9 protein-coding genes are annotated in these 20030 nt (G+C 69.8%); 5 read left to right on the top strand and 4 right to left on the bottom strand.

Annotated elements, in window-relative coordinates:
• Positions 1-6: 6 nt before the first annotated feature.
• A complete protein-coding gene (gene pks13, locus E0497_RS00045; protein WP_137723131.1) occupies positions 7-4881 on the top strand; it encodes a polyketide synthase Pks13 in 4875 nt (1624 codons plus the stop codon).
• Complete coding sequence (locus tag E0497_RS00040) at positions 4882-6426, top strand: acyl-CoA carboxylase subunit beta (protein WP_137722741.1); 1545 nt, start codon at positions 4882-4884, stop codon at positions 6424-6426. It abuts the gene before it with no gap.
• On the opposite strand, the gene E0497_RS00035 is transcribed toward E0497_RS00040, so the two are convergent.
• The 4 genes from E0497_RS00035 to E0497_RS00020 form a co-directional block, all read right to left on the bottom strand.
• Positions 6389-7456: a hypothetical protein gene (locus E0497_RS00035; RefSeq protein ID WP_241665630.1), complete on the bottom strand. Its 1068-nt coding sequence runs from the start codon at positions 7454-7456 to the stop codon at positions 6389-6391. The two genes, E0497_RS00040 and E0497_RS00035, sit on opposite strands and share 38 nt — an antisense overlap.
• A gap of 159 nt (positions 7457-7615) precedes the next feature.
• Positions 7616-10939, bottom strand: coding sequence for an arabinosyltransferase domain-containing protein (locus E0497_RS00030; RefSeq protein WP_137722740.1), 3324 nt, complete (start codon positions 10937-10939; stop codon positions 7616-7618).
• Between the two features lie 74 nt (positions 10940-11013).
• Positions 11014-14304, bottom strand: coding sequence for an arabinosyltransferase domain-containing protein (locus E0497_RS00025; protein WP_170312821.1), 3291 nt, complete (start codon positions 14302-14304; stop codon positions 11014-11016).
• 25 nt (positions 14305-14329) lie between these two features.
• Entirely contained in the window at positions 14330-16135 is a 1806-nt protein-coding gene (locus tag E0497_RS00020; RefSeq protein ID WP_137722738.1) for a glycosyltransferase family protein, read from the bottom strand.
• A gap of 200 nt (positions 16136-16335) precedes the next feature.
• On the opposite strand from E0497_RS00020, the gene E0497_RS00015 reads away from it, so the two are divergent.
• Genes E0497_RS00015 through E0497_RS00005 form a run of 3 tightly spaced genes read left to right on the top strand, consistent with a single transcriptional unit; the run spans position 16336 to position 19822 of the window.
• Positions 16336-19134 (top strand): FAD-binding and (Fe-S)-binding domain-containing protein, encoded by a 2799-nt coding sequence (locus tag E0497_RS00015; RefSeq protein ID WP_137722737.1) that lies wholly within the window; start codon positions 16336-16338, stop codon positions 19132-19134.
• 14 nt (positions 19135-19148) lie between these two features.
• On the top strand, positions 19149-19337 hold the full coding sequence (locus E0497_RS00010) for a hypothetical protein (RefSeq protein ID WP_137722736.1): 189 nt from the start codon (positions 19149-19151) through the stop codon (positions 19335-19337).
• The gene (locus E0497_RS00005) at positions 19334-19822 is read left to right on the top strand and encodes a class-II aminoacyl-tRNA synthetase family protein (RefSeq protein WP_137722735.1); all 489 of its coding nucleotides are present in this window, start codon (positions 19334-19336) and stop codon (positions 19820-19822) included. The genes E0497_RS00010 and E0497_RS00005 overlap by 4 nt, the downstream gene beginning before the upstream one ends.
• Positions 19823-20030: the final 208 nt, after the last annotated feature.

The raw sequence follows: 20030 nt of genomic DNA, 5'->3' as shown, positions 1-20030 counted from the left end.
CACGAGATGACGGTCGCGCAGCTGCGCGAATGGCTGCGCAACTGGATCGCGGAGGCCACCGGGCAACCGGTGTCGGCGATATCCGACGACCGGCCGATGGAGGAGTTCGGTCTCTCCTCCCGCGACGCGGTCGCGTTGTCGGGTGAGATCGAGGATCTGGTGGGCATCACGCTCGCGGCCACGGTCGCGTACCAGCATCCGACCATCGCGTCGCTGGCCACCCGGATCATCGAGGGTGAGCCGGACGTCCCCGAGGACACAGATGCGTACTACGCCGGTGGTGTTCCCGCGGGGCAGTCGCACGACATCGCGATCGTCGGTGTGGCATCCCGGTTCCCGGGCACGGGCCACACGCCGCAGGAGATGTGGCGGCTGCTCATCGAGGGCCGGGACGCGGTCACCGACCTGCCCGAGGACCGTTGGACCGAGTTCACCGCCGACCCGTACGTGGCGGCGGCCGTCGAGAAGGCCGCCACCAAGGGCGGCTACCTCGACGACGTGGCCGGGTTCGATGCCGAGTTCTTCGCGATGTCGCCGCTCGAGGTGCAGAACGTCGACCCGCAGCAGCGGCTCGCTCTCGAACTGGCCTGGGAGGCGCTCGAGCATGCGCACATCCCGGCCAACGAGCTCAAGGGCCGGAACGTCGGTGTCTTCCTCGGCTCGTCGGCCAACGACTACCAGTTGCTCGCGGTGAGCGATCCGGCGTCGGCGCACCCGTACGCGTTGACCGGTACGTCCACGGCGATCGTCGCGAACCGCGTCTCGTACTTCTACGACTTCCGCGGCCCGTCGATCGCTCTGGACACGGCGTGCTCGTCGTCGCTCGTCGCGGTCCATCAGGCGGTCCGCAGCCTGCGGTCGGGCGAGTCGGAGATCGCGCTCGCCGGTGGCATCAACATGCTCCTCGCGCCGCCCGCGACCCTCGGGTTCGACGAGGGCGGTGTCCTCACCGCGGACGGCAAGATCAAGGCGTTCTCGTCGGATGCGAGCGGCATCGTCCGCGCCGAGGGCGGCGGTGTCGTCGTCCTCAAGCGTCTCGAGGACGCCGAACGGGACGGCGACACGATCCTCGCGGTCGTCGCCGGATCCGCCGTCAACCAGGACGGTCGCTCCAACGGCCTGCTCGCCCCCAACCCGGACGCGCAGGCCGACTGCCTCCGTCACGCCTACCGGGACGCGGGCATCGCCCCGTCCGGTGTCGACTACATCGAGGCGCACGGCACCGGCACGATCCTCGGCGACCCGATCGAGGCGGACGCCCTCGGTCGCGTCGTGGGCCGCGGCCGGGACGCCGAGAAGCCGGCACTGCTCGGTTCCGCGAAGACCAACTTCGGGCATCTCGAGGCCGCCGCGGGCGCCGCGGGCCTCATCAAGGTCGTCCTCGCGATGCAGGAGGACGTCATCCCGGCGTCCCTCAACTACGCGGGCCCCAACCCGTACATCCCGTTCGACACGGCGCACCTGCAGGTCACTGCGGAGCCGACGGCGTGGCCGCGCTACACCGGCACGGCCGTCGCGGGCGTCTCCGGATTCGGTTTCGGCGGCACCAACGCGCACATCGTCGTCCGCGAGTATGTGAAGACCCCGGTGTCGGCGGATGTTCCGGCGGACCTCGACCACGAGACCACCACGATCGAGGCCGAGGCCGAGCGGATGCTCACCGAGGCCGCCGACTCCGTCGGACTCGACGAATCGACGGCGCCCACCGCGGTGCTGCTGCCGGTGTCGGCGTCGATGCCGTCGCGTCGCCGCCGGGCCGCCGAGGACCTGGCGAACTGGCTCGAGACCGAGGCGGGCAGCCGCACGCCGCTCGCCGACGTCGCCCGCACCCTCGCCAAGCGCAACCACGGCCGCTCCCGCGCCGTCGTCGTCGCCAAGGATCATGCGGAGGCCGTCACGGGTCTGCGCGCCGTCGCCGCCGGTAAGCCGGCCCCCGGCGTCCTCACCGCCGACGCGCCCGCCACGAAGGGCCCGGTGTGGGTGTTCTCGGGCTACGGGTCGCAGCACCGCAAGATGGCCAAGCAGCTGTACCTGGAGAACCCGGTGTTCGCGGCCGCCGTCGACGAGATCGACGCGCTGATCGAGGACGAGGCCGGCTACTCCATGCGGGAGAAGTTCCTCGACGACGCACTCGACTACGACGTCGAGACGTCGCAGGTCGGCATCTTCACCATCCAGGTGGCGCTCGCGCAGACGCTGCGGCACCACGGTGCCGACGCGTCCGCGCTGGTCGGGCACTCGATGGGGGAGGCCGCGGCCGCGTACGTCGCCGGTGGTCTGTCGCTCGAGGACGCCGTCCGCGTCATCTGCTCCCGCTCGCGGCTCATGGGCGAGGCCGAGGGCCTGCTCGAGGGCGACGACATCCGTCTCATGGCGCTCGTCGAATACAGCGCCGCCGAGATCGAGAACGTCCTGCCGGACTTCCCGCACCTCGAGGTGTGCGTCTACGCGGCCCCCACCCACACCGTCATCGGCGGCCCCGAGCCCGAGGTCAACGCGATCGTCGCGCGCGCCGAGGCCGAGGAGAAACTGGCCCGGGTCCTCAAGACCAAGGGCGCGAGCCACACGTCGCAGGTCGACCCGCTGCTCGGGGAACTGGCCGCCGAGCTGGCCGGCATCGAACCGCATCCGCTGACCGTCGGCCTCTACTCGTCCGTCGACCAGGACACCTTCTACCCGGCCGGGCACGCCCCCGTCCACCCGGTCGAGTACTGGACCAAGGGCCTGCGGCACAGCGTCTACTTCACCAACGGGGTGCGCGGTGCCATCGACGCCGGTCACACCACGTTCGTCGAACTCGCCCCCAACCCGGTCACCCTCATGTCCGTCGCCGCGACCGCGTGGGACGCCGGTGTCGCCGACGTCCAGCTGATCCAGACCCTCAAGCGCAAGGAGGACGAGCCGCTCGGTGTGCTCACCGCCCTCGCGCAGCTGTACGTCCACGGGCACGCCGTCGACCTGCCGTCGCTGCTGCCCGCCGGGACGTTCGCCGATCTGCCGCGCACCGCGTTCCTGCGCAAGCGGCACTGGATCGACGCGCGGGTGTCGTCGTCCGGCAACACCCGGGTGCCGGGCGCGCACGTCGCACTGCCCGACGGCCGGCACGCGTGGGAGGTGCAGGCGTCCGCCGTCACCGATCCGAACGCGCTCGTCGTCGCGGCCGCATCCCAGCTGTTCGCGGACGTCGCGCTGACCGGTGCCGTCGCACACGGTGAGGTTCCGGCGTCCGGCACCCTGACCACTACCCTCGTCCCGCATCTGGGTGGGGCGTCGGTGCAGGTGCACGCCAAGACGACCGCCGGATTCACGCTGCTGCTCGACGCCGTCGTGTCGTCGGGTGAGGTGCTGCCCGAACCGGTGCTCGCCGCTGCCGCGCAGCCGAGCGTCTCCGACGAGATCGCGACCGAGACCGTCGAGTCCTTTGGGGACCGCTGGGATCCGGAGAGCTCGCAGACCCTCGACGACCGGCTGACGCTCATCGTCGCCGAGTCGATGGGGTACGCACCCGAGGATCTGCCGGGTGAGATCCCGCTGATCGAGCTGGGCCTGGACTCGCTGATGGCCGTCCGGATCAAGAACCGCGTCGAGTACGAGTTCGACATCCCGCAGCTGCAGTTGGCCGCCGTCAAGGACGCGAGCCTGCACGACGTCGCCAAGTACCTGCGGTACGCGGTGGAGAACCGTGACGAGGTCGAGGCGCTCGCAGAGCAGCAGCAGGCCGAGAAGGACGCCGGTGAGACGGTGTCGGCCCCGGAGCTTCCGGAGTCCACCGAGCCTGCCGACGTTCCGGCGGCGACCGGGGAGATCGACGTCCCGCCGCGTGACGCCGCCGAACGCCTGACGTTCGCGTCGTGGGCGGTGGTGACCGGCAAGTCGGCGAAGGGCATCTTCGGGGCCCTGCCGGCCGTCGACGACGAGACCGTCGCGAAGCTGGCGGCCCGGCTCACCGAGCGGGCGGGCGGCGAGGTCACCGTCGACGAGGTGCGCGGCGCCGGCACCATCGAGCAGCTCGCCGAGACGGTGCGGCAGCACCTCGAGGACGGGCTCAAGATCGACGGCCTGGTCCGCACGCTGCGCCCCCGCCCCGAGGGATCCGACGCCGTCCCGGTGTTCGTGTTCCATCCGGCCGGCGGATCCACGGTCGCGTACGAGCCGCTGCTCAAGCGGCTGCCCGCGCACACCCCGATGTACGGTCTCGAGCGGGTCGAGGGCCCGATCGACGAGCGTGCCGCCGCCTACGTGCCGTTGCTGCGTGAGATCCAGGGCGACGGCCCGTACGTGCTGGCCGGCTGGTCCCTCGGTGGCGTCCTCGCCTACGCGGTAGCCCGCCAGCTCCACGACCAGGGTGCCGACGTCCGGATCGTCGGCCTCATCGACACCGTCATGGCCGGTGAGAAGGTCGAGGACACCCCCGACGAGATCCGGGCCCGCTGGGACCGGTACGCGAAGTTCGCGAAGAAGACGTACGGCGTCGACGCACCCCTGCCGCTCGACCTGCTGGCGCAGGCCGGCAGCGACGAGGAACAGATCCAGCTGTTGATGGATCTGCTCAAGTTCAGCGGCGCGCAGATCCCCGGCGGCATCATCGAGCACCAGCGCACGTCGTGGCTCGACAACCGCGCCATCCAGACAGCGGACCTGCAGCCGTACGACGGCAACGTCGTGCTGTACATGGCGGACACCTACCACGAGGACGCGATCAATCTCGAGCCCTCGTTCGGGACGCGTCAGCCGGACGGCGGCTGGGGCGAGTCGGCGAAGAACCTGGAGGTCGTCTACATCGGCGGCGACCACATCCAGATCGTCGACGAACCGTACATCGGCAAGGTCGGCGCGGATCTGTCCGACAAGCTCGCCGAGATCGAGAAGCGGAGCAACTGAGTGAGCACCACCACCGCAGCCAAGCTTGCGGAACTGTACGAGAAGCTCGAGCAGTCGAAGGCCCCGGGCAACCCGAAGGCGATCCAGAAGCGCAAGGACAAGGGCCTGCCGACGCCGCGGGAGCGGATCGACATGCTGCTCGACCCGGGCACGTTCGTCGAACTCGGGCAGCTCGCCCGGCAGCCCGGTGACGCGTCCAACCCGTACGGGGACGGCGTCGTCACCGGTCACGGACTGGTCGACGGCCGCCCGGTTGCGGTGTTTGCACACGACCAGACCGTGTTCGGCGGCGCTGCGGGCGAGATCTTCGGCCGCAAGGTCGCGGCCGTCATGGACTTCGCCATCAAGATCGGCTGCCCGGTCGTCGGTATCAACGAGTCCGCCGGCGCCCGCATCCAGGACGCCGTCACCTCGCTCGCCTGGTATGCGGAGATGGGTAAGCGGCAGGAGCCGCTGTCGGGCATGTGCCCGCAGATCTCGATCATCCTCGGCAAGTGCGCCGGCGGTGCCGTGTACGCGCCGATCAACACCGACATCGTGATCGCGACCGAAGAGTCGTACATGTTCGTCACCGGCCCGGACGTCATCAAGTCCGTCACCGGTGAGGACGTCAGTCTCGACGAGCTCGGTGGCGCCCGCAACCAGGCACAGTACGGCAACATCCACCACGTCGCCGCCGATGAGAAGGCCGCATTCGAGTACGCCCGCCAGTACCTGAGCTACATGCCGTCGAGCTGCACCGAGCAGCCCCCGATCGTCAACCCGGGCCTCGAACCGGAGACCACCCCCGACGACCTCGAGCTGGACTCGTTCATGCCCGACGCCGACAACGCCGGCTACGACATGCACGACATCCTCATCAAGATCTTCGACGACGGCGAATTCCTCGAGGTCCGCGCCGAATCCGCGCAGAATGTCATCACCGGTTACGCCCGCGTCGACGGCCGCCCGGTCGGTGTGGTCGCGAACCAGCCGATGCACCTGTCGGGTGCACTCGACGCCGACGCATCGGACAAGGCCGCGCACTTCGTGCGGGTGTGCAACGCCTACGACATCCCGCTGGTGTTCGTCGTCGACACCCCCGGCTTCCTCGTCGGTGTCGAACAGGAAAAGGTGGGCGTCATCAAACGCGGCGGCCGCTTCCTGTTCTCGTACGTCGAGGCGTCGGTGCCCAAGGTGACCGTCGTGGTCCGCAAGTCGTACGGCGGCGGCTACGCAGTCATGGGCTCCAAGCAACTCGGTGCCGACGTCAACTTCGCGTGGCCCACCGCTCGCATCGCCGTGATGGGCGCCGAGGGCGCCGTCAACATCATCGGCCGCCGGCAGCTCGAAGCCGCCGGGGACGGCGCACCCGCCCTGCGCGCACAGCTCGTCAACTACTACAACGAGCACGTCGCGACGCCGTACATCGCCGCCGAGCGCGGCTACATCGACGCCGTCATCGAACCGTCCACGACCCGCCTCGAAATCCGCAAAGCACTCACACTGCTGCGCGGCAAGAAGGTGTTCAAGAATCCGCGCAAGCATCATCTGCTGCCGTTCTGACCTGCGTTTTCAGCTGAAGGGACCCTTTGTGCGCCTGGAGCGCACAAAGGGTCCCTTCAGTGTCGGGGGTGTCCCGTTCGGGCCGCATCCGGACCGGTGGCCGCGGCCGGGAGCGCGCCAGTTCGTAGTGGGCACGCAGATCGGACAGTGCGCGTTCGGGTGCGTCCCGGAGCTGTCGCGGGATCACCGCCAGGACGATGATGCCGGCGCTCTGCATGCGCGCGTGTCGGGCCACGGTGGCGTCGTAGTCGTCGGGGGAGAGATGCCAGTCGAGGGAGTCCACCTCCCAGGCGAGGGCGACGTCGTCGATCCATCCGTCGGGTTGGGCGATGAACTCCCCGGCGTCGGATTCGATCACTCGATTGAAGTGCATGTCCGGCAGGCCGCTGCGGAGCCAGAGCGCACGAGCGTCGGACTCGGCGACGGAGCGGACGCCGGCGCTGACTTCTTTCAGAATCTTGCGCGGAAGCCCGGACCCACGGTTGCTGCCTGCTTCGAGTTCGCGGGCGAGGATCGCCGGCGTGGTGTCGCCGCGCTGCACGACCTCGGCGATCAGGGCGCGTGCCGCTGGAGTGGTGGTGCATCGGCGGGCTGCATCGAGGACCGCGCGGGACAGCGGACTGCATGCCAGTTTGCCGCGCATCGTCGGTCGAGGCAGTCGGATGGTCCGTTCCACGACCAAGTACCCCGTCGACTGGACGCGCCGGGTGTGAGGGATCAGGACGTGGACGTCGGAGATGTGCTCGGAGGTGCGATAGCCGTGTTCGGCGAGGGCCGCCCGGCCCGTCAACATGGCTCCGGTACCGCAGTAGATCAGCGCGGCGGTGCGTCGCTGCAGTTGAGTCGGGGTCCCGTTGTGGAGCAGCACGAGTCCGGGCAGAATCCGCTGCCACGGTCCTTCGGGCCGACAGCGGAAGCTGATCGACGACCCGGATATCCCCGTTGCGAGTAGGTCACGCACACGCACGATGTCGTGGACGGACAGTTGCCGAAGCTCGTCGATGCTCATGTTCCAGTACCGGATCCCCATGGCGTCATCATGCTGGCCGGTCGGCCCGGAGAACGCCGGAGAAGGCTGCCCGCGAGTTTCTCTGTGGATGAACGAACAGCTGTGGATAAACAAGCTGAAGGGTCCCTTTGTGTGCTCCAGGCGAACAAAGGGACCCTTCAGCTGAAAAGAGGACGCGATCTACGGTTCGTAGACGCGCATGGTGCCGGGCGACCAGAGTCCGCTTCGGGTGATTTCGGTGGTGTCGATGTGGGCGGGGCGGGCGTGGGGGTACCAGCGGTCGTAGCGTTCGAGGCTGCCCCAGTCGCGGGCCCAGTTGTTTTTCAGGTAGGTGGGGATGGCGGTGGCGCCGGCGAGCATTTCGGTCCAGCCGAGGGGTCCGCCGTTTTCGAGGGATTGCCAGGTGTCGGTGGAGCTGACGGCGAGGGGGCGGTCGGGGAGGATCCGGTATTCGGGCATTTCGGCGATGCCGTAGCGGTGGTCGAAGGGGCGTTGGCAGGGGAATTGGAGGCCGACGGCCCAGTCGAGGAGGACGGGGTGTTCGGTGCCGACGACGTCGCTCAACGAGTGCAGGGTGGGGACGCGCGGCGGGGTGAAGGCGAGCCATTGGTCGCCGGTGAGGTTGGGGTCGCTGGCGTTGATGCGGATGACGTCGGTGTCTGTGGGGAGGGCGTCGAGGGGGATGCGCAGGTTACGCCAGGAGGGTGCGGGGCCGATGTCGTGGGGTTGGTAGGCACCCTGGAGTTCGACGGTGCCGTCGGGGAGACGTTTGCCGTATTCGAGGGTGAGGTTCTGGCCGTAGTTGGTCTGTCCGGTGATCTGGTCGACGGAGTGGATGCGTCCGGCGGCGGAGACGACGACGAGGGGTGTGTCGTCGCTGCGGTCGGGGAGTGCGTACCAGCTGGAGACGACGGCCGCGGGTTGTTGGATGCCGTCCTGGTAGGAGCCGAGGACGGGGGTGCGGGCGGGGTCGAGTCCGTAGGGCAGTTTGACGGTGCTGCCGTTGATGCCTTGGGTGCCGATGCCGCCGGTGGTGCCGGCGCCGGCGCCGGTCTGGAAGTTGCCGCCGATGCTCTGGCTGTCGGTGTTGCCCATGCCGGCTTTGACTTCGACGAAGTCGGCGGTGAGGTCGGCGGGGACGCCGTTCGGGGTGAAGCCGACGGGTTTGCTGCCGGCGAGCGGGTCGGCGGGGTCGGCGAGGGGGTTGTTCGGGTCGGCGACGGGGGTGAGGGCGCCGGCGTTGGGGTCTTCTTCGACGAGGACGTCGTCGGCGAGTCCGCAGGTGCGTCCGGCGACGGCGTCGATGTTGGAGCGGGCCAGCGAGTACGCGGGGTATTGGGAGACGGCGCCCTTGAGCATGGATGTCACTTCGAACAGCACCATGATGCCGGCGACGACGGTCAGGGGTGCGGCCGCGAATTTACGGATGCGGCGACCCTTGGGGCTGGATGCTTTTTCGGGTGGCGGCGCGTAGCCTTCGCGCAGGTACTGCCAGGCGACGAGGGCGATGGACAGTCCGAAGAGGACGAGGAACAGGGTGCTGGATTCGCGGCCGTCGAATTGGACGGTCTTGTCGAACCAGGGGACGCCGTACGCGGAGACGTACCAGTAGCCGTTGATGCCGGAGAACGACAGTGCGAGCACGAACAGCAGTCCGGCGAGGAACACGGTCCGGTTGCGTCGCGATCGTAGGGCGCTGGCGGAGACGACGACGGCGGTGAGTGCGGCCAGGGATCCGGCGATGCCCGCGTAGGCCCCGAAGTGGTGGGTCCACTTGGTGGGGTTGAACATCATGAAGAAGATGGTGCCGAACACGATGCCCATGAGCCGCCAGGACGGTCCGGCGGCGATGCCGGGGATCCGCTTGCGGCGCAGGAACACGAACAGGGTCGTGAACAGGCACAGCAGCAGGGTCAGGAACGCGAAGCGGCGGGCCAGTGAGCCGTCGGTGGTCTGGACGAACAGGAAGTAGTAGCGCTGGTAGTCCTGGAACCATTCGAGGCTGGGTCCGATGATGGTGCGGACGCGGGTGGCTTCCATGACGGCGGCCCAGGTTTGGTCGGCGAAGACGACGGTGAGGACGAGGGTGCCGGCCGCGGCGAGCGGCAGTAGTTGCGACAGGGTGCCGATGTGCTGGCGGCGGCGGACGATGAGGCGGGTCAGCGGGCGCACCCCGGCGAGCAGTGCGGCGACGCACATGAGGCCGGTGGGGGCGGCGGCGAGGGTGAAGGCGCCGACGAGTGCGGCGACCGCGGCGGGCAGCAGGCGTCCGGTGGCGATGGCCCGTTCGATGGAGCACCAGGTCAGCAGGGCGCCGACGGCGACGATCGGTTCGGGGCGCAGGCCGTTGTTGTAGGGCAGCCAGAAGGCGAGGAACACGAGGCCGCCGGTCCACAGGGCGACGGTGTTGGTGCGGACGGCGCGGCCGAGGCGCGGCACGACTTCGCGGCTGATCACCATCCAGCACACGACGGCGGCGATCAGGGCGGGCAGGCGCATCCAGGGGCTGGCGGTGGAGATCTTCGCCATGGCGGCGAGGACGTCGTAGTACCAGCCGAAGGGGGCTTCGGGGACGCCGAACCAGCGGAAGTAGTTGGCCATGTAGCCGGCGTGTTCGGATGCGCGGGCCATGGTGAGGAGGTAGCCGTCGTCGGAGGTGTTGGCGCCGAAGAAGTGCCAGCCGACGAGGGTGCCGACGACGACCGCGTCGACGCCGGTGAACTTCCACCAGCGGGCGGGCAGGAAGCGGCGGGCGTGGCGGCCGTCGACGCTGTCGAGTCGGTGCAGTGCGACGAGGGAGATGATCGTGGACAGCACGGCGACGATCATCGCGACGAGCTTGATCAGGGTGGGTGTGGACGAGAACCGGGAGTCGACGTCCATCGTGAAGTTCAGGCCGGGGACGGTCCGGCCGGTGAGGTCGGAGAAGACGCCGACGACCTGTGGGCGGTAGTCGAACGGCATTTCACCGACGAGGGGTTCCCCGGAGTCGGTGGTGAGGCCGACGAACTGGGCGGTGGTGCCGGTGACGTCGGAGGCGATCGCGATTTCGCGGCACTGTCCGGATTCGACGTCGCTGCGGGGGGCGGAGGCGACGATGACGTTGCGGTTGAGCACGTCGACGGTGTCCTGTGACACGCGCACGAACATCGCGTTGACGGCGGCCTTCTCGCCCTGCGCCGGTGCGGTGGACAGCAGGATGCCGCCGGTGTCGGGGAGTTCGGTGACGGCGCGGCACGGGATGGTCGCCTTCAGGGACACCGGCACCTGCGACATCAGGGGTGCTTCGATGTCGGTGACGGCGCCGTTCTGCGGCCACGACACGGTCGCGGCGGTCTGGGTGACCGGTAGGAACGGGGTGGCCAGCGCCAGTAGGACCCCGACGAGGCCGGTGACGACGGCGATCAGTCGCGCTCGGCGGACGTCCGTGTCACGGGTCGGCGAAGCCGGGGGTGGAGCGCTGGCTTCGGGACCGGGCGCGGGGGCTGTCACTACGTCGGGCACGGTTGTCGATCGTAGGCGAGATCGTTCCGTTACCCGAAAACGGTGGATGTGCTCTCAGTTTGTTCACAGCCTGGTCAGGCGGGTGGTGTGTTCCGGATCGGGCCCGGTGACCACAGGCCGGAGCGGGTGGTCTGTTCGACGGTGACGGTGGCCGGTTGCGTCGACGGGTCGATCGGGGTGAACCGTTCGAGCGAGCCCCAGTCGCGGCGCCAGTCGTCGTCGAGGTAGGTGGGGATCGTTTCGGTGTGCAGGAGCAGTGGGGTCCAGCCGAGGGGGCCGCCGCCGATCGCGTCCTGCCACGCGTTGGTGGCTTGGGCGCCGACGCGGTCGGGCAGGATCCGGTAGTCGGGGATCTCGGCGACGCCGTCGTGGTGGTCGAACGGCCGCTGGCAGGGGAATGCCAGGCCGACGGACCAGTCCAGTAGGACGGGTGCGGCGCTGCCGACGACGGTCTGCAGGGTCTGCAGGTGCGGGACGCGGGGCGGGGTGACGGCGAGCCACTGGTCGGGGGCGAGGCCGGTGTCGGAGGCGACGAGGCGGACGGCGTTCGCGTCGGCGGGTAGCTGGTCGAGGGGGACTCGCAGGTTCCGCCACGACGGGGCGGGGCCGATGTCGATGGGGGCGATGCGGCCGCGGGGGTCGACGCGGCCGTCGGCGCCGCGGGTGCCGTACTCGACTTCGAGCAGTGGACCGGGGGTGACGATGCCGTCGGGGTCGACGGAGTGGATGCGGCCGGCGGCGGCGATGCCGAGGATCGGGGTGGCGGTGTTGCGGTCGGGGAGTCCGTACCAGCCGGTGACGAGGTCGGCGGCTTGTTGGGTCCCGTTCTGGTGGCTGCCGAGGACGGGGGTGGTGGCCGGGTTCAGGCCGTACGGCAGGGTGACGCTGCTGCCGTTGATGCCGGCGGTGGTTTCGGTGCCGCCGCTCGTGCCGGCCTGGGTGCCGGTCTGGTCCTGGTCCTGATTCGGGGACTGGGTGCCGGTGTCGACGCTGTTGGCGCCGCCGGTGGCGACGTTCTCCTTGTCGGCGGTGAGGTCGCCGGCGACGCCGTTCGGGGTGAATCCGGTGGATTCGGTGGCCCCGAACGCGGCTGCTCCGGTGGTGTCGGTGGGACGGTTCAGCAGGGTCAGTACGCCCGCGTTCGGGTCGGTTTCGACGAGGACGTAGTCGGCGAGCGCGCACGTGTTCCCGGTCAGTGACCGCAGGTTGGATTGGGCGATCGAGTACGACGGGTACTGCGCGACGGCGCCTTTGAGTAGCGACAGCACCTCGAACAGGACGACGGCGGCCGCGGCGAGGGTGAGTGGGGCGGGTGACCAGCGTCGGATGCGGGCGAGTCGGCGCCCGTTTCCGTGCGGGCCCGCAGTCTCGTACGGTTCGCGCAGGTGGAACCAGGCGGCGAGCAGCAGTGCGAGCACGGTCAGTCCGAGGAACACGGTGGAGAAGCCCTTGCCCATGATCATCGGCGGCTTGTCCCACCAGGGGACGCCGTAGCTGGAGACGTACCACCAGCCGTTGGAGCCGGTGAACGCGAGCGCCAGGATGAACAGGACACCGGCCGCGAACAGGGTGCGGTTGCGTTTGGAGCGCAGGCTGGCGCCGGCGACGGTGACGGCGGCGAGGGCGGCGACGGATCCGGCGAGTCCGGCGTACACCCCGAAGTGGTGGGTCCACTTGGTGGGGGTGAAGCTCATCAGCAGCAGCGACGCGAAGATGATGCCGAGGATGCGGCGGGACGGTCCGGCGGAGGTGCCGGGGATGCGGCCGCCGCGGCGCAGCATCATCATCACGCACACGACCAGGCACAGCAGCATGACGAAGACGCCGAAGCGGCGGGCCAGGGAGCCGTCGGGGGAAATGTTGAGTAGTGCGTCCCAGCGGACGCGTTCGTCGAACCAGGCGACGTTGGGGCCGATGGCGGTGCGGACGCGGGTGGCCTCGAGCACGGTGGCGAGGGTCTGGTCGGCGAACACGGCGACGAGGACGACGGTGCCGGACGCGAGGACCGGTGCGAGTTGCGCGGTGATGCCGGCGGTGCGGGCGCGGCGGACGAGGACCTGCACGATCGAGCGGGCGCCGGCGATGAGTGCGGCGATCGCGATCATGCCGGACGGTCCGGCGGCCAGGGAGAACGCGGCGATCAGGACGGCGACGGCGGCGGGCAGCATGCGGCCGGTGGCGATGGCGCGTTCGATGGAGCACCAGGTGAGCAGGGCGCCGAGCGCGATGATCGGTTCGGGGCGCAGGCCGTTGTCGAACGGCATCCAGAAGGCCAGGAAGACGAGGCCACCGGTCCACAGCGCGACGGTGTTGCGGCGGACGGTTCGGCCGAGCCGCGGCAGCACCTCGCGGCTGATGATCATCCAGCAGAGGATTCCGGCGATCAGGGCGGGCAGCCGCATCCACATGCTGGCGGTGCTGACCTTGGTGAACAGCACCAGGACGTCGTAGTACCAGCCGAACGGTGCTTCGGGGACGCCGAACCAGCGGAAGTAGTTGGCCATGTAGCCGGCGTGTTCGGACACCCGGGCCATGGTCAGCAGGTAGCCGTCGTCGGAGGTGTTGGCGCCGATGACGTGCCACACGGCGAGCCCGCCGATGACGACGCCGTCGATGCCGGTGAACTTCCACCAGCGGGCGGGCAGGAAGCGGCGGGCACGGCGGCCGTCGACGCTGTCGAGGCGGTGCAGGGCGACGAGGGAGACGAGCGTCGCGAGGCCGGCGCCGATCATGGCGACGAGTTTGATCAGGGTGGGGCTCGACGAGAACCGGGAGTCCAGGTCGGCGCGCACATCGAGGCCGGCGGGCGGGGTGCCCTGCAGGTCGGTGAAGATGCCGACCATCTGCGGCCGGACGTCGCCGGTGACGGTGGTGGCCTGTTCGTCGGTCAGTCCGGTGACGGCGGCGGTGGTACCGGTGGCGTCGGAGGTCACGACGATGTCGGTGCAGCCGCGCATCTTGTCGAGGGGCAGTGACAGCAGTGCGGTGTCGCGCAGGATCGCGCGCAGCCGGGCCGGTTCGGTGTCGGATGCGGCGTCGACCTTGACGACCAGGCCGTCGGCTTCGGCGCGTGCGGCCTGCGGGGGCGCGGTCGCGACGAGCGTGCCGCCGGTGTCGGCGAGCTGTCCGACGGCGGTGCACGGGACGGTCACGTGCAGGCTGTGCGGCGTGTACGACACGAGTGGCGCGGAGGCGCTCGTGAGGGTTCCGTTCTGCGGCCAGCTGATCGACGCCGCATCCTGTTTCACGGGCAGGAACGGGGTGGCGATCGCGAGGATCGCGCCGAGGACGCCTCCGATGATCGCGACGAGCCGGGCGATCCGTACATCGCGGGTGGGGGCGGGGGCGGTCGAGACGGCGGGCACGAGGATCGACTCTAGGTGAGGGCGGTCATCGGGTCAGGTTCCGCAGGTCCCAGACCCAGACGCCGTCGATGTGGGTGCCGTCGACGCCGAGGAGTTGTTCGACGGTCGCCCGCAGTGCGCGTTCGTTCTTGCCGGGCGGCAGGACGACGACGTCGGCGTTCCAGAACGTCAGGTCGGCGCGGGCGGCGGCGCGGGTGGCGTCGTCGATCGGCGGGACCTGTCCGGTCTCCCGTGCCTGGGCGAGGAGGAGTGCGGTGGGGCGGTCGTCGGGGCCGTACTTGCCGGTGTCGTCGGGGCCGGCGGGTCCGACGAAGTAGCCGCCGGCGATGGGGTAGCCGAAGTTCTGCCGCACCTGCCATTGCAGTGCGGTGGCGTCCTCGGGCCGCGGGAGGGGGACGGTGACGACGGAGCCGTCGGTGACGTAGGACCGCCAGGTGCCGTCGGCGAAGAACGCGGGTGCCGGGGTGCGGTGCGCGACGTCGGCGGGGGTGGGGGCGAGGGGTAGGAGTGCGACTGCGAGCCAGCCGAGCCACAGCAGTGTCGTCGAGCGTTGCCCGTCGCGTCCGGCGGCGACGGCCCGGTCGGTGCCGACGGCGAGCAGGATCGCGATGGCGGGGATGGCGCCCATCGCGAAGCGGGATTCGAGGACGGATTCGAGGAGCGGCAGTTTCGCGACCAGCGCCCAGGGCAGGGTGATGCCGGTGTCGGTGTGGGCGATCGACAGTTCGACGCCCATCGAGATGACGGACATGACGGCGGCGGTGACGGCGGCGGCCCGGGTGATCGGGATGCGGCGCAGCCACACGGCGGTCATGGTGGCGAGCAGGATCAGCGGCCAGCCGAAGAAGGCGTTCTCCTCGGTGGCGTTCATGGACAGTCCGGCGGCGGAGCCGGGGTCGCCGGCGAGGGACTGGGTGGGGAAGCGGGTGAAGGCGTTGGCGTCGTTGCCGACGGGTCCGTGTTCGATGGAGTGGTAGCTCTGCGGGCCGAGGAACTGCCACCACAGCGGGAACGCGACGATGACGAGGGCGACGACGCCGCCGATGCACAGGCCTGGGAGGCCGCGGCGGGCCGCGGCGATCGCCGCACCGGGCTGTGACGCCCCGTAGGCGAGCCCGAAGACGGCGAACGCGATCGCGTAGATGAGCAGCGGTTCTTCGCCGAGGAAGATCTGGTAGGCGACGGCCAGGCCGAGGAGCACGCCGTGGCGGATCGGGTGTGTGCCGCTGCCGAGGCGGATCACGAGCAGGGCGATGACGGGCAGCAGGAACAGGGCCACGAAGTTGGGGTGGCCGTTGGTGTGGGAGATCATCGCGGGCGCGAATCCGCAGAAGACGCCGCCGACGGCGGCCGCGAACCGGGATGTGACGACGTGCCGGGACAGCAGCCGGTACCAGGCGGTGGCGGTGCCGGACAGGCCGAGCGTGAGCGCGAGGGTGAAGGTGACGGCGGGACCGAACAGCAGCGTGACGGGGGCGAGCGGGATGCTGACGCCGAACATGGCGGTGTTGGCCATGAGGTTCACGCCGAGCGGATAGTTCTGCAGTGTGCTGGCGAGCGGGTTCTCGAGGTTCGCGAGCGAGTGGGCGGTGACCGCGAAGAACCATTCCCACATCGTCTGGTCCTGGCCGCTCGACGCCAGGTAGCCGTCGCCGAGATGCCGCCACTGCCGCCACAGCACGAACACCGCGAGGGCGACGAACGAGAGTGTGGCCGCGGCGTCGGCGACGGTGATCCGTCGTCGACGGGTCCGTTCGGGTGCGACGGTCGTGGTGGTTGCGGCAGTGGTGTCGCGGGGATGCCCCTCGATCAGGCCCAGGGTCTCGCTCACGCATCGCCCCCTTCCGGTTCACGTGACGGTGGGGCGTGGTGCCGCCCCTCCGTCGGTCGGCCGGACGCGAGATTACCGCAGCAGGCTGGGGGTTATCTGTGGGAAGTGATCGTCCTGGAATGAGGGACGGACATAGCGGTCGGCAGGGTGGGGAGTTTCCGGACGACGGCGTCGAACCGGCCGGGTCTAGGGTGGCTCGTATGCCGGTGGGGTCCCCGATGTCGGACGTGTTGCGTCGCGCCGGGGTGCGTGATGTCCGCGACGACGGTACGACGCGGGCACTGTATTCGTCGGATGCGTCGTTGTATCGGGTGCCGCCGCGGGTGGTGGTGTTTCCTCGGGCGGTGGACGAGGTGGCGGCGGTGTTGGACGTGTGCCGCATCGAGGGTGTGCCGGTGACGGTGCGCGGGGCGGGGACGTCGATCACGGGTAATGCGGTGGGGTCCGGGGTGGTGCTCGATTTCAGCCGGTATCTGAACCGGGTGCTCGACATCGACCCGGATGCGCGGACGGCGGTCGTGGAGCCGGGTGTGGTGCAGGCGAGTCTGCAGCGGGCCGCGGCGCCGCACGGGTTGCGGTTCGGGCCGGATCCGTCGTCGCAGAACCGGTGCACGATCGGCGGGATGATCGGCAACAATGCGTGCGGGACGCGGGCTCTGGGTTACGGGCGCACGTCCGACAACATCGCCGGATTGGACGTGCTCACCGGGTCCGGTGTCGAACTGTCGCTGCCCACACGGCATTCGCCGATCCTCGACGAACTGCGTGATGTCACCCGTACCGGTCTGGCCACGATCCGGACGGAGTTCGGCCGGTTCGGCCGTCAGGTGTCCGGGTATGCGCTGGAACATCTGTTGCCGGAGAACGGGTTCGACGTCGCCCGGTTCCTCGTCGGCAGCGAGGGCACGCTCGGTGTCGTCACGCGGGCGACGGTGCGGCTCGTGCACGATCCGTCGCATCGGGTGCTGGTGGCGCTCGGCTACGACGACATCGCGTCCGCCGGCGACGACGTCATGGTGGTGCGCGGGTTCGCGCCGACGGCGTGCGAGGGCATCGATTCGCGACTGGTCGATGTGGTGCGGGAACGTCGGGGTCCGCAGGCGGTGCCGCCGCTGCCGCGGGGTGCGGCGTGGTTGTTCGTGGAGATCGCGGGCGACGAGCGCGGCGAGGTGCTCGCCCGGGCGGGCGGCCTGGCGACCGGTTCCGCGGCGGTCGATGCGCTCGTCGTGGAGGATCCGGACCGGATTGCGGCGTTGTGGCGGATCCGCGCGGACGGGGCCGGGCTGTCGGCGCGCAGTCCGGCGGGCCGGCCCGCGCATGCGGGTTGGGAGGACGCCGCGGTCCCGCCGGAGCGGATGGGCGACTATCTGCGCGAGTTCGACGCCCTGCTGACCGAGTTCGCGATCACGGGCCTGCCGTACGGGCATTTCGCGGACGGCTGCCTGCACATCCGGCTCGATCTGCCGTTGGACCGTCCCGGCGGCACCGACGTGTTCCGACGTTTCCTCACCTCGGCCGCCGAGTTGGTGGCCCGCTACGGGGGGTCGCTGTCGGGGGAGCACGGTGACGGCCGGGCCCGCAGCGCGCTGCTGCCGATCATGTATTCGCCGGACGCGTTGCGTCTGTTCGGGGCCGTCAAACATGTCTTCGACCCCGACAATCTCCTGAACCCGGGGGTGCTGGTGGATCCGCGGCCGGTGGACGCCGATCTGCGTATCCCGCAGACGTCGCCGCTGCGCCGCGATCTCGCGCTCGCGTATCGCGGCGACGACGGCGACTTCGCGCAGGCCGTGCACCGCTGCACGGGGGTGGGGAAGTGCCGCGCCGACAACACCGGTGCCGGTGGCGTCATGTGTCCTTCTTATGCGGCGACGCGGGAGGAGAAGGATTCGACGCGGGGCCGCGCCCGCATCCTGCAGGAGATGGTCAACGGTTCCCTGGTGGACGGCGGCTGGCGGTCCCCGGAGGTGCACGAGGCCCTCGACCTGTGCCTGTCGTGCAAGGGGTGTGCCTCGGATTGTCCGACGGGTGTGGACATGGCCTCCTACAAGTCGGAGGTGCTGCACCAGAGTTATCGGGGCCGGTTGCGTCCGATTTCGCACTATTCCCTGGGGTGGCTGCCGCGGTGGGCGGCGGTGGCCGGTCGGGTTCCGCGTCTGGTGAATGCGGTGACCCGCCTTCCGGGTGTCGCGTCGGCCGCGTTGACGCTCGGTGGGGCGGATCGACGACGCCACATCCCACAGTTCGCGCCCGTTTCTTTCCGACGCTGGTTCGACGCGACCGCCTCCGAGCGCCGCACGACGGGTGATCCGGTCGTCCTGTTCGTCGACACGTTCACCGACCGTTTCGCCCCGGAGATCGGGATGGCGACGGTCCGGGTTCTCGAGGACGCCGGTTTCCGGCCCCGGCTGACGGCGACGCGGCAGTGCTGCGGTCTGACGTGGATCACCACCGGTCAACTCGACGCCGCGCGTCGCATCTTGGGCCGCACCGTGTCCGTCCTCGCCGACGAGGGTGTGCCGATCGTCGGGATGGAACCGTCGTGCACGGCGGTGCTGCGATCCGACGCCCTCGAACTGCTGGGTACCCCCGCGGCGCGCGCGGTCGCGGAGTCCACGCACACGCTCGCGGAGCTGCTGACCGGCCGGGACGGCTGGGAGCCGCCGGACCTGTCGGGGACGACGGTCGTCGCGCAACCGCACTGTCACCATCACGCGGTGATGGGGTGGAGCGCGGACGCCGACCTGCTCCGTCGGGCGGGCGCCCGGGTGGATCGGCTCGGCGGGTGCTGCGGGCTGGCCGGCAACTTCGGGGTGGAGAGGGGGCACTACGACGTGTCCGCCACGATCGCCGGGCAACGGCTGGTCCCGGCCGTCGACGCGGCCGCCGACGACACGGTGGTGCTGGCCGACGGCTATTCGTGCCGCACCCAGATCGCGGATCTCACCCGGCGGACGGGCGTTCACCTGGCAGAACTCCTGGACGACCGCCGCCGCTGAGGCACAATCCAGGCATGCTCTCGACTCCGGTGATCGTCACGATCGTCTCCGTCTGTATCGGCTTCGTCCTGTTCGTCCTGGCGGCGAGTGGTGCCCGGGGGAAGTGGGACAAGCGTGTCGTGATCGGTCTGCTGGTCGCGGCGGTCCTCTGTCTGACGGCCGTCCCCCTGTCTGTCGCGTTGAGCGCCGGGGTGGCGGGATGACGGGGACCTGGCCCGACGGCTGGCCGCGCACCGCCCGTCAGATCGCGGTCGCCACCGACGACGCGATTGCCGCGGCCCGCGGCGCCGAGCGGGAACCGTTGACCGAGGCGGTCGACGCTCTGATCGCTCTTCCCTTCGAGCAGGTGACGATCGTGCACGCCGGTGTCGTGCGGGCCCTCCTCGAGGATCTGCATCCCGACGGCTTCTCCGGCGACGACATCCAGGAGGCGCTGACGCGGGTCGCCGGCTCGGCACTCGCCTGGCTGCCCGGACTCGACGCCGGTGCCCTCGCCGCGGTTCTCACCGGATCGTTGGGGCTGACGGAGATGAGCGACGACGCCCAGCGGATCGGTCCGGTCGACTATCTCCGCAGCGCGGTTCTCGTCATGGCGGACCTACTGACTGCGGCGAGCACCTCGCCGGCCCCCTACCTCCGGGCCGCGATCGGGGAAATTGCGCGCGCCGAGACCATCGAAATGCCCTGAAACCCCGATTCGACGCGGAAAGTTCATCGCAAATACCCGTTTTATGGTCGTTGACCTGGCGATTTGGTGTTTGTCGGATGGTTCGCGTAACTTATTCCAGGTCAGAGCGACACGGACACCGACCCGGACGCGATCTTCACAGGTCAGCGAGGGAAAACGAGGTTGTACGGGGAGCGCCTGACGGTCTCCGAGTTTGACTGGTGTTCAC

It is taken from the genome of Prescottella subtropica, from assembly GCF_005434945.1.
Classification (GTDB): Bacteria; Actinomycetota; Actinomycetes; order Mycobacteriales; family Mycobacteriaceae; genus Prescottella; species Prescottella subtropica.
Note: the sequence above shows the minus strand (reverse complement) of the source record. Positions and strands in the feature narration are given on the sequence as shown.

Bases quoted from the DNA above. Each gene is read 5' to 3' on its own strand.
- E0497_RS00035 (WP_241665630.1), bottom strand. From the start codon at position 7,456: ATGGGGATCCGGTACTGGAACATGAGCATCGACGAGCTTCGGCAACTG.
- E0497_RS00015 (WP_137722737.1), top strand. From the start codon at position 16,336: ATGCCGGTGGGGTCCCCGATGTCGGACGTGTTGCGTCGCGCCGGGGTG.
- E0497_RS00005 (WP_137722735.1), top strand. From the start codon at position 19,334: ATGACGGGGACCTGGCCCGACGGCTGGCCGCGCACCGCCCGTCAGATC.
- E0497_RS00010 (WP_137722736.1), top strand. From the start codon at position 19,149: ATGCTCTCGACTCCGGTGATCGTCACGATCGTCTCCGTCTGTATCGGC.
- pks13 (WP_137723131.1), top strand. From the start codon at position 7: ATGACGGTCGCGCAGCTGCGCGAATGGCTGCGCAACTGGATCGCGGAG.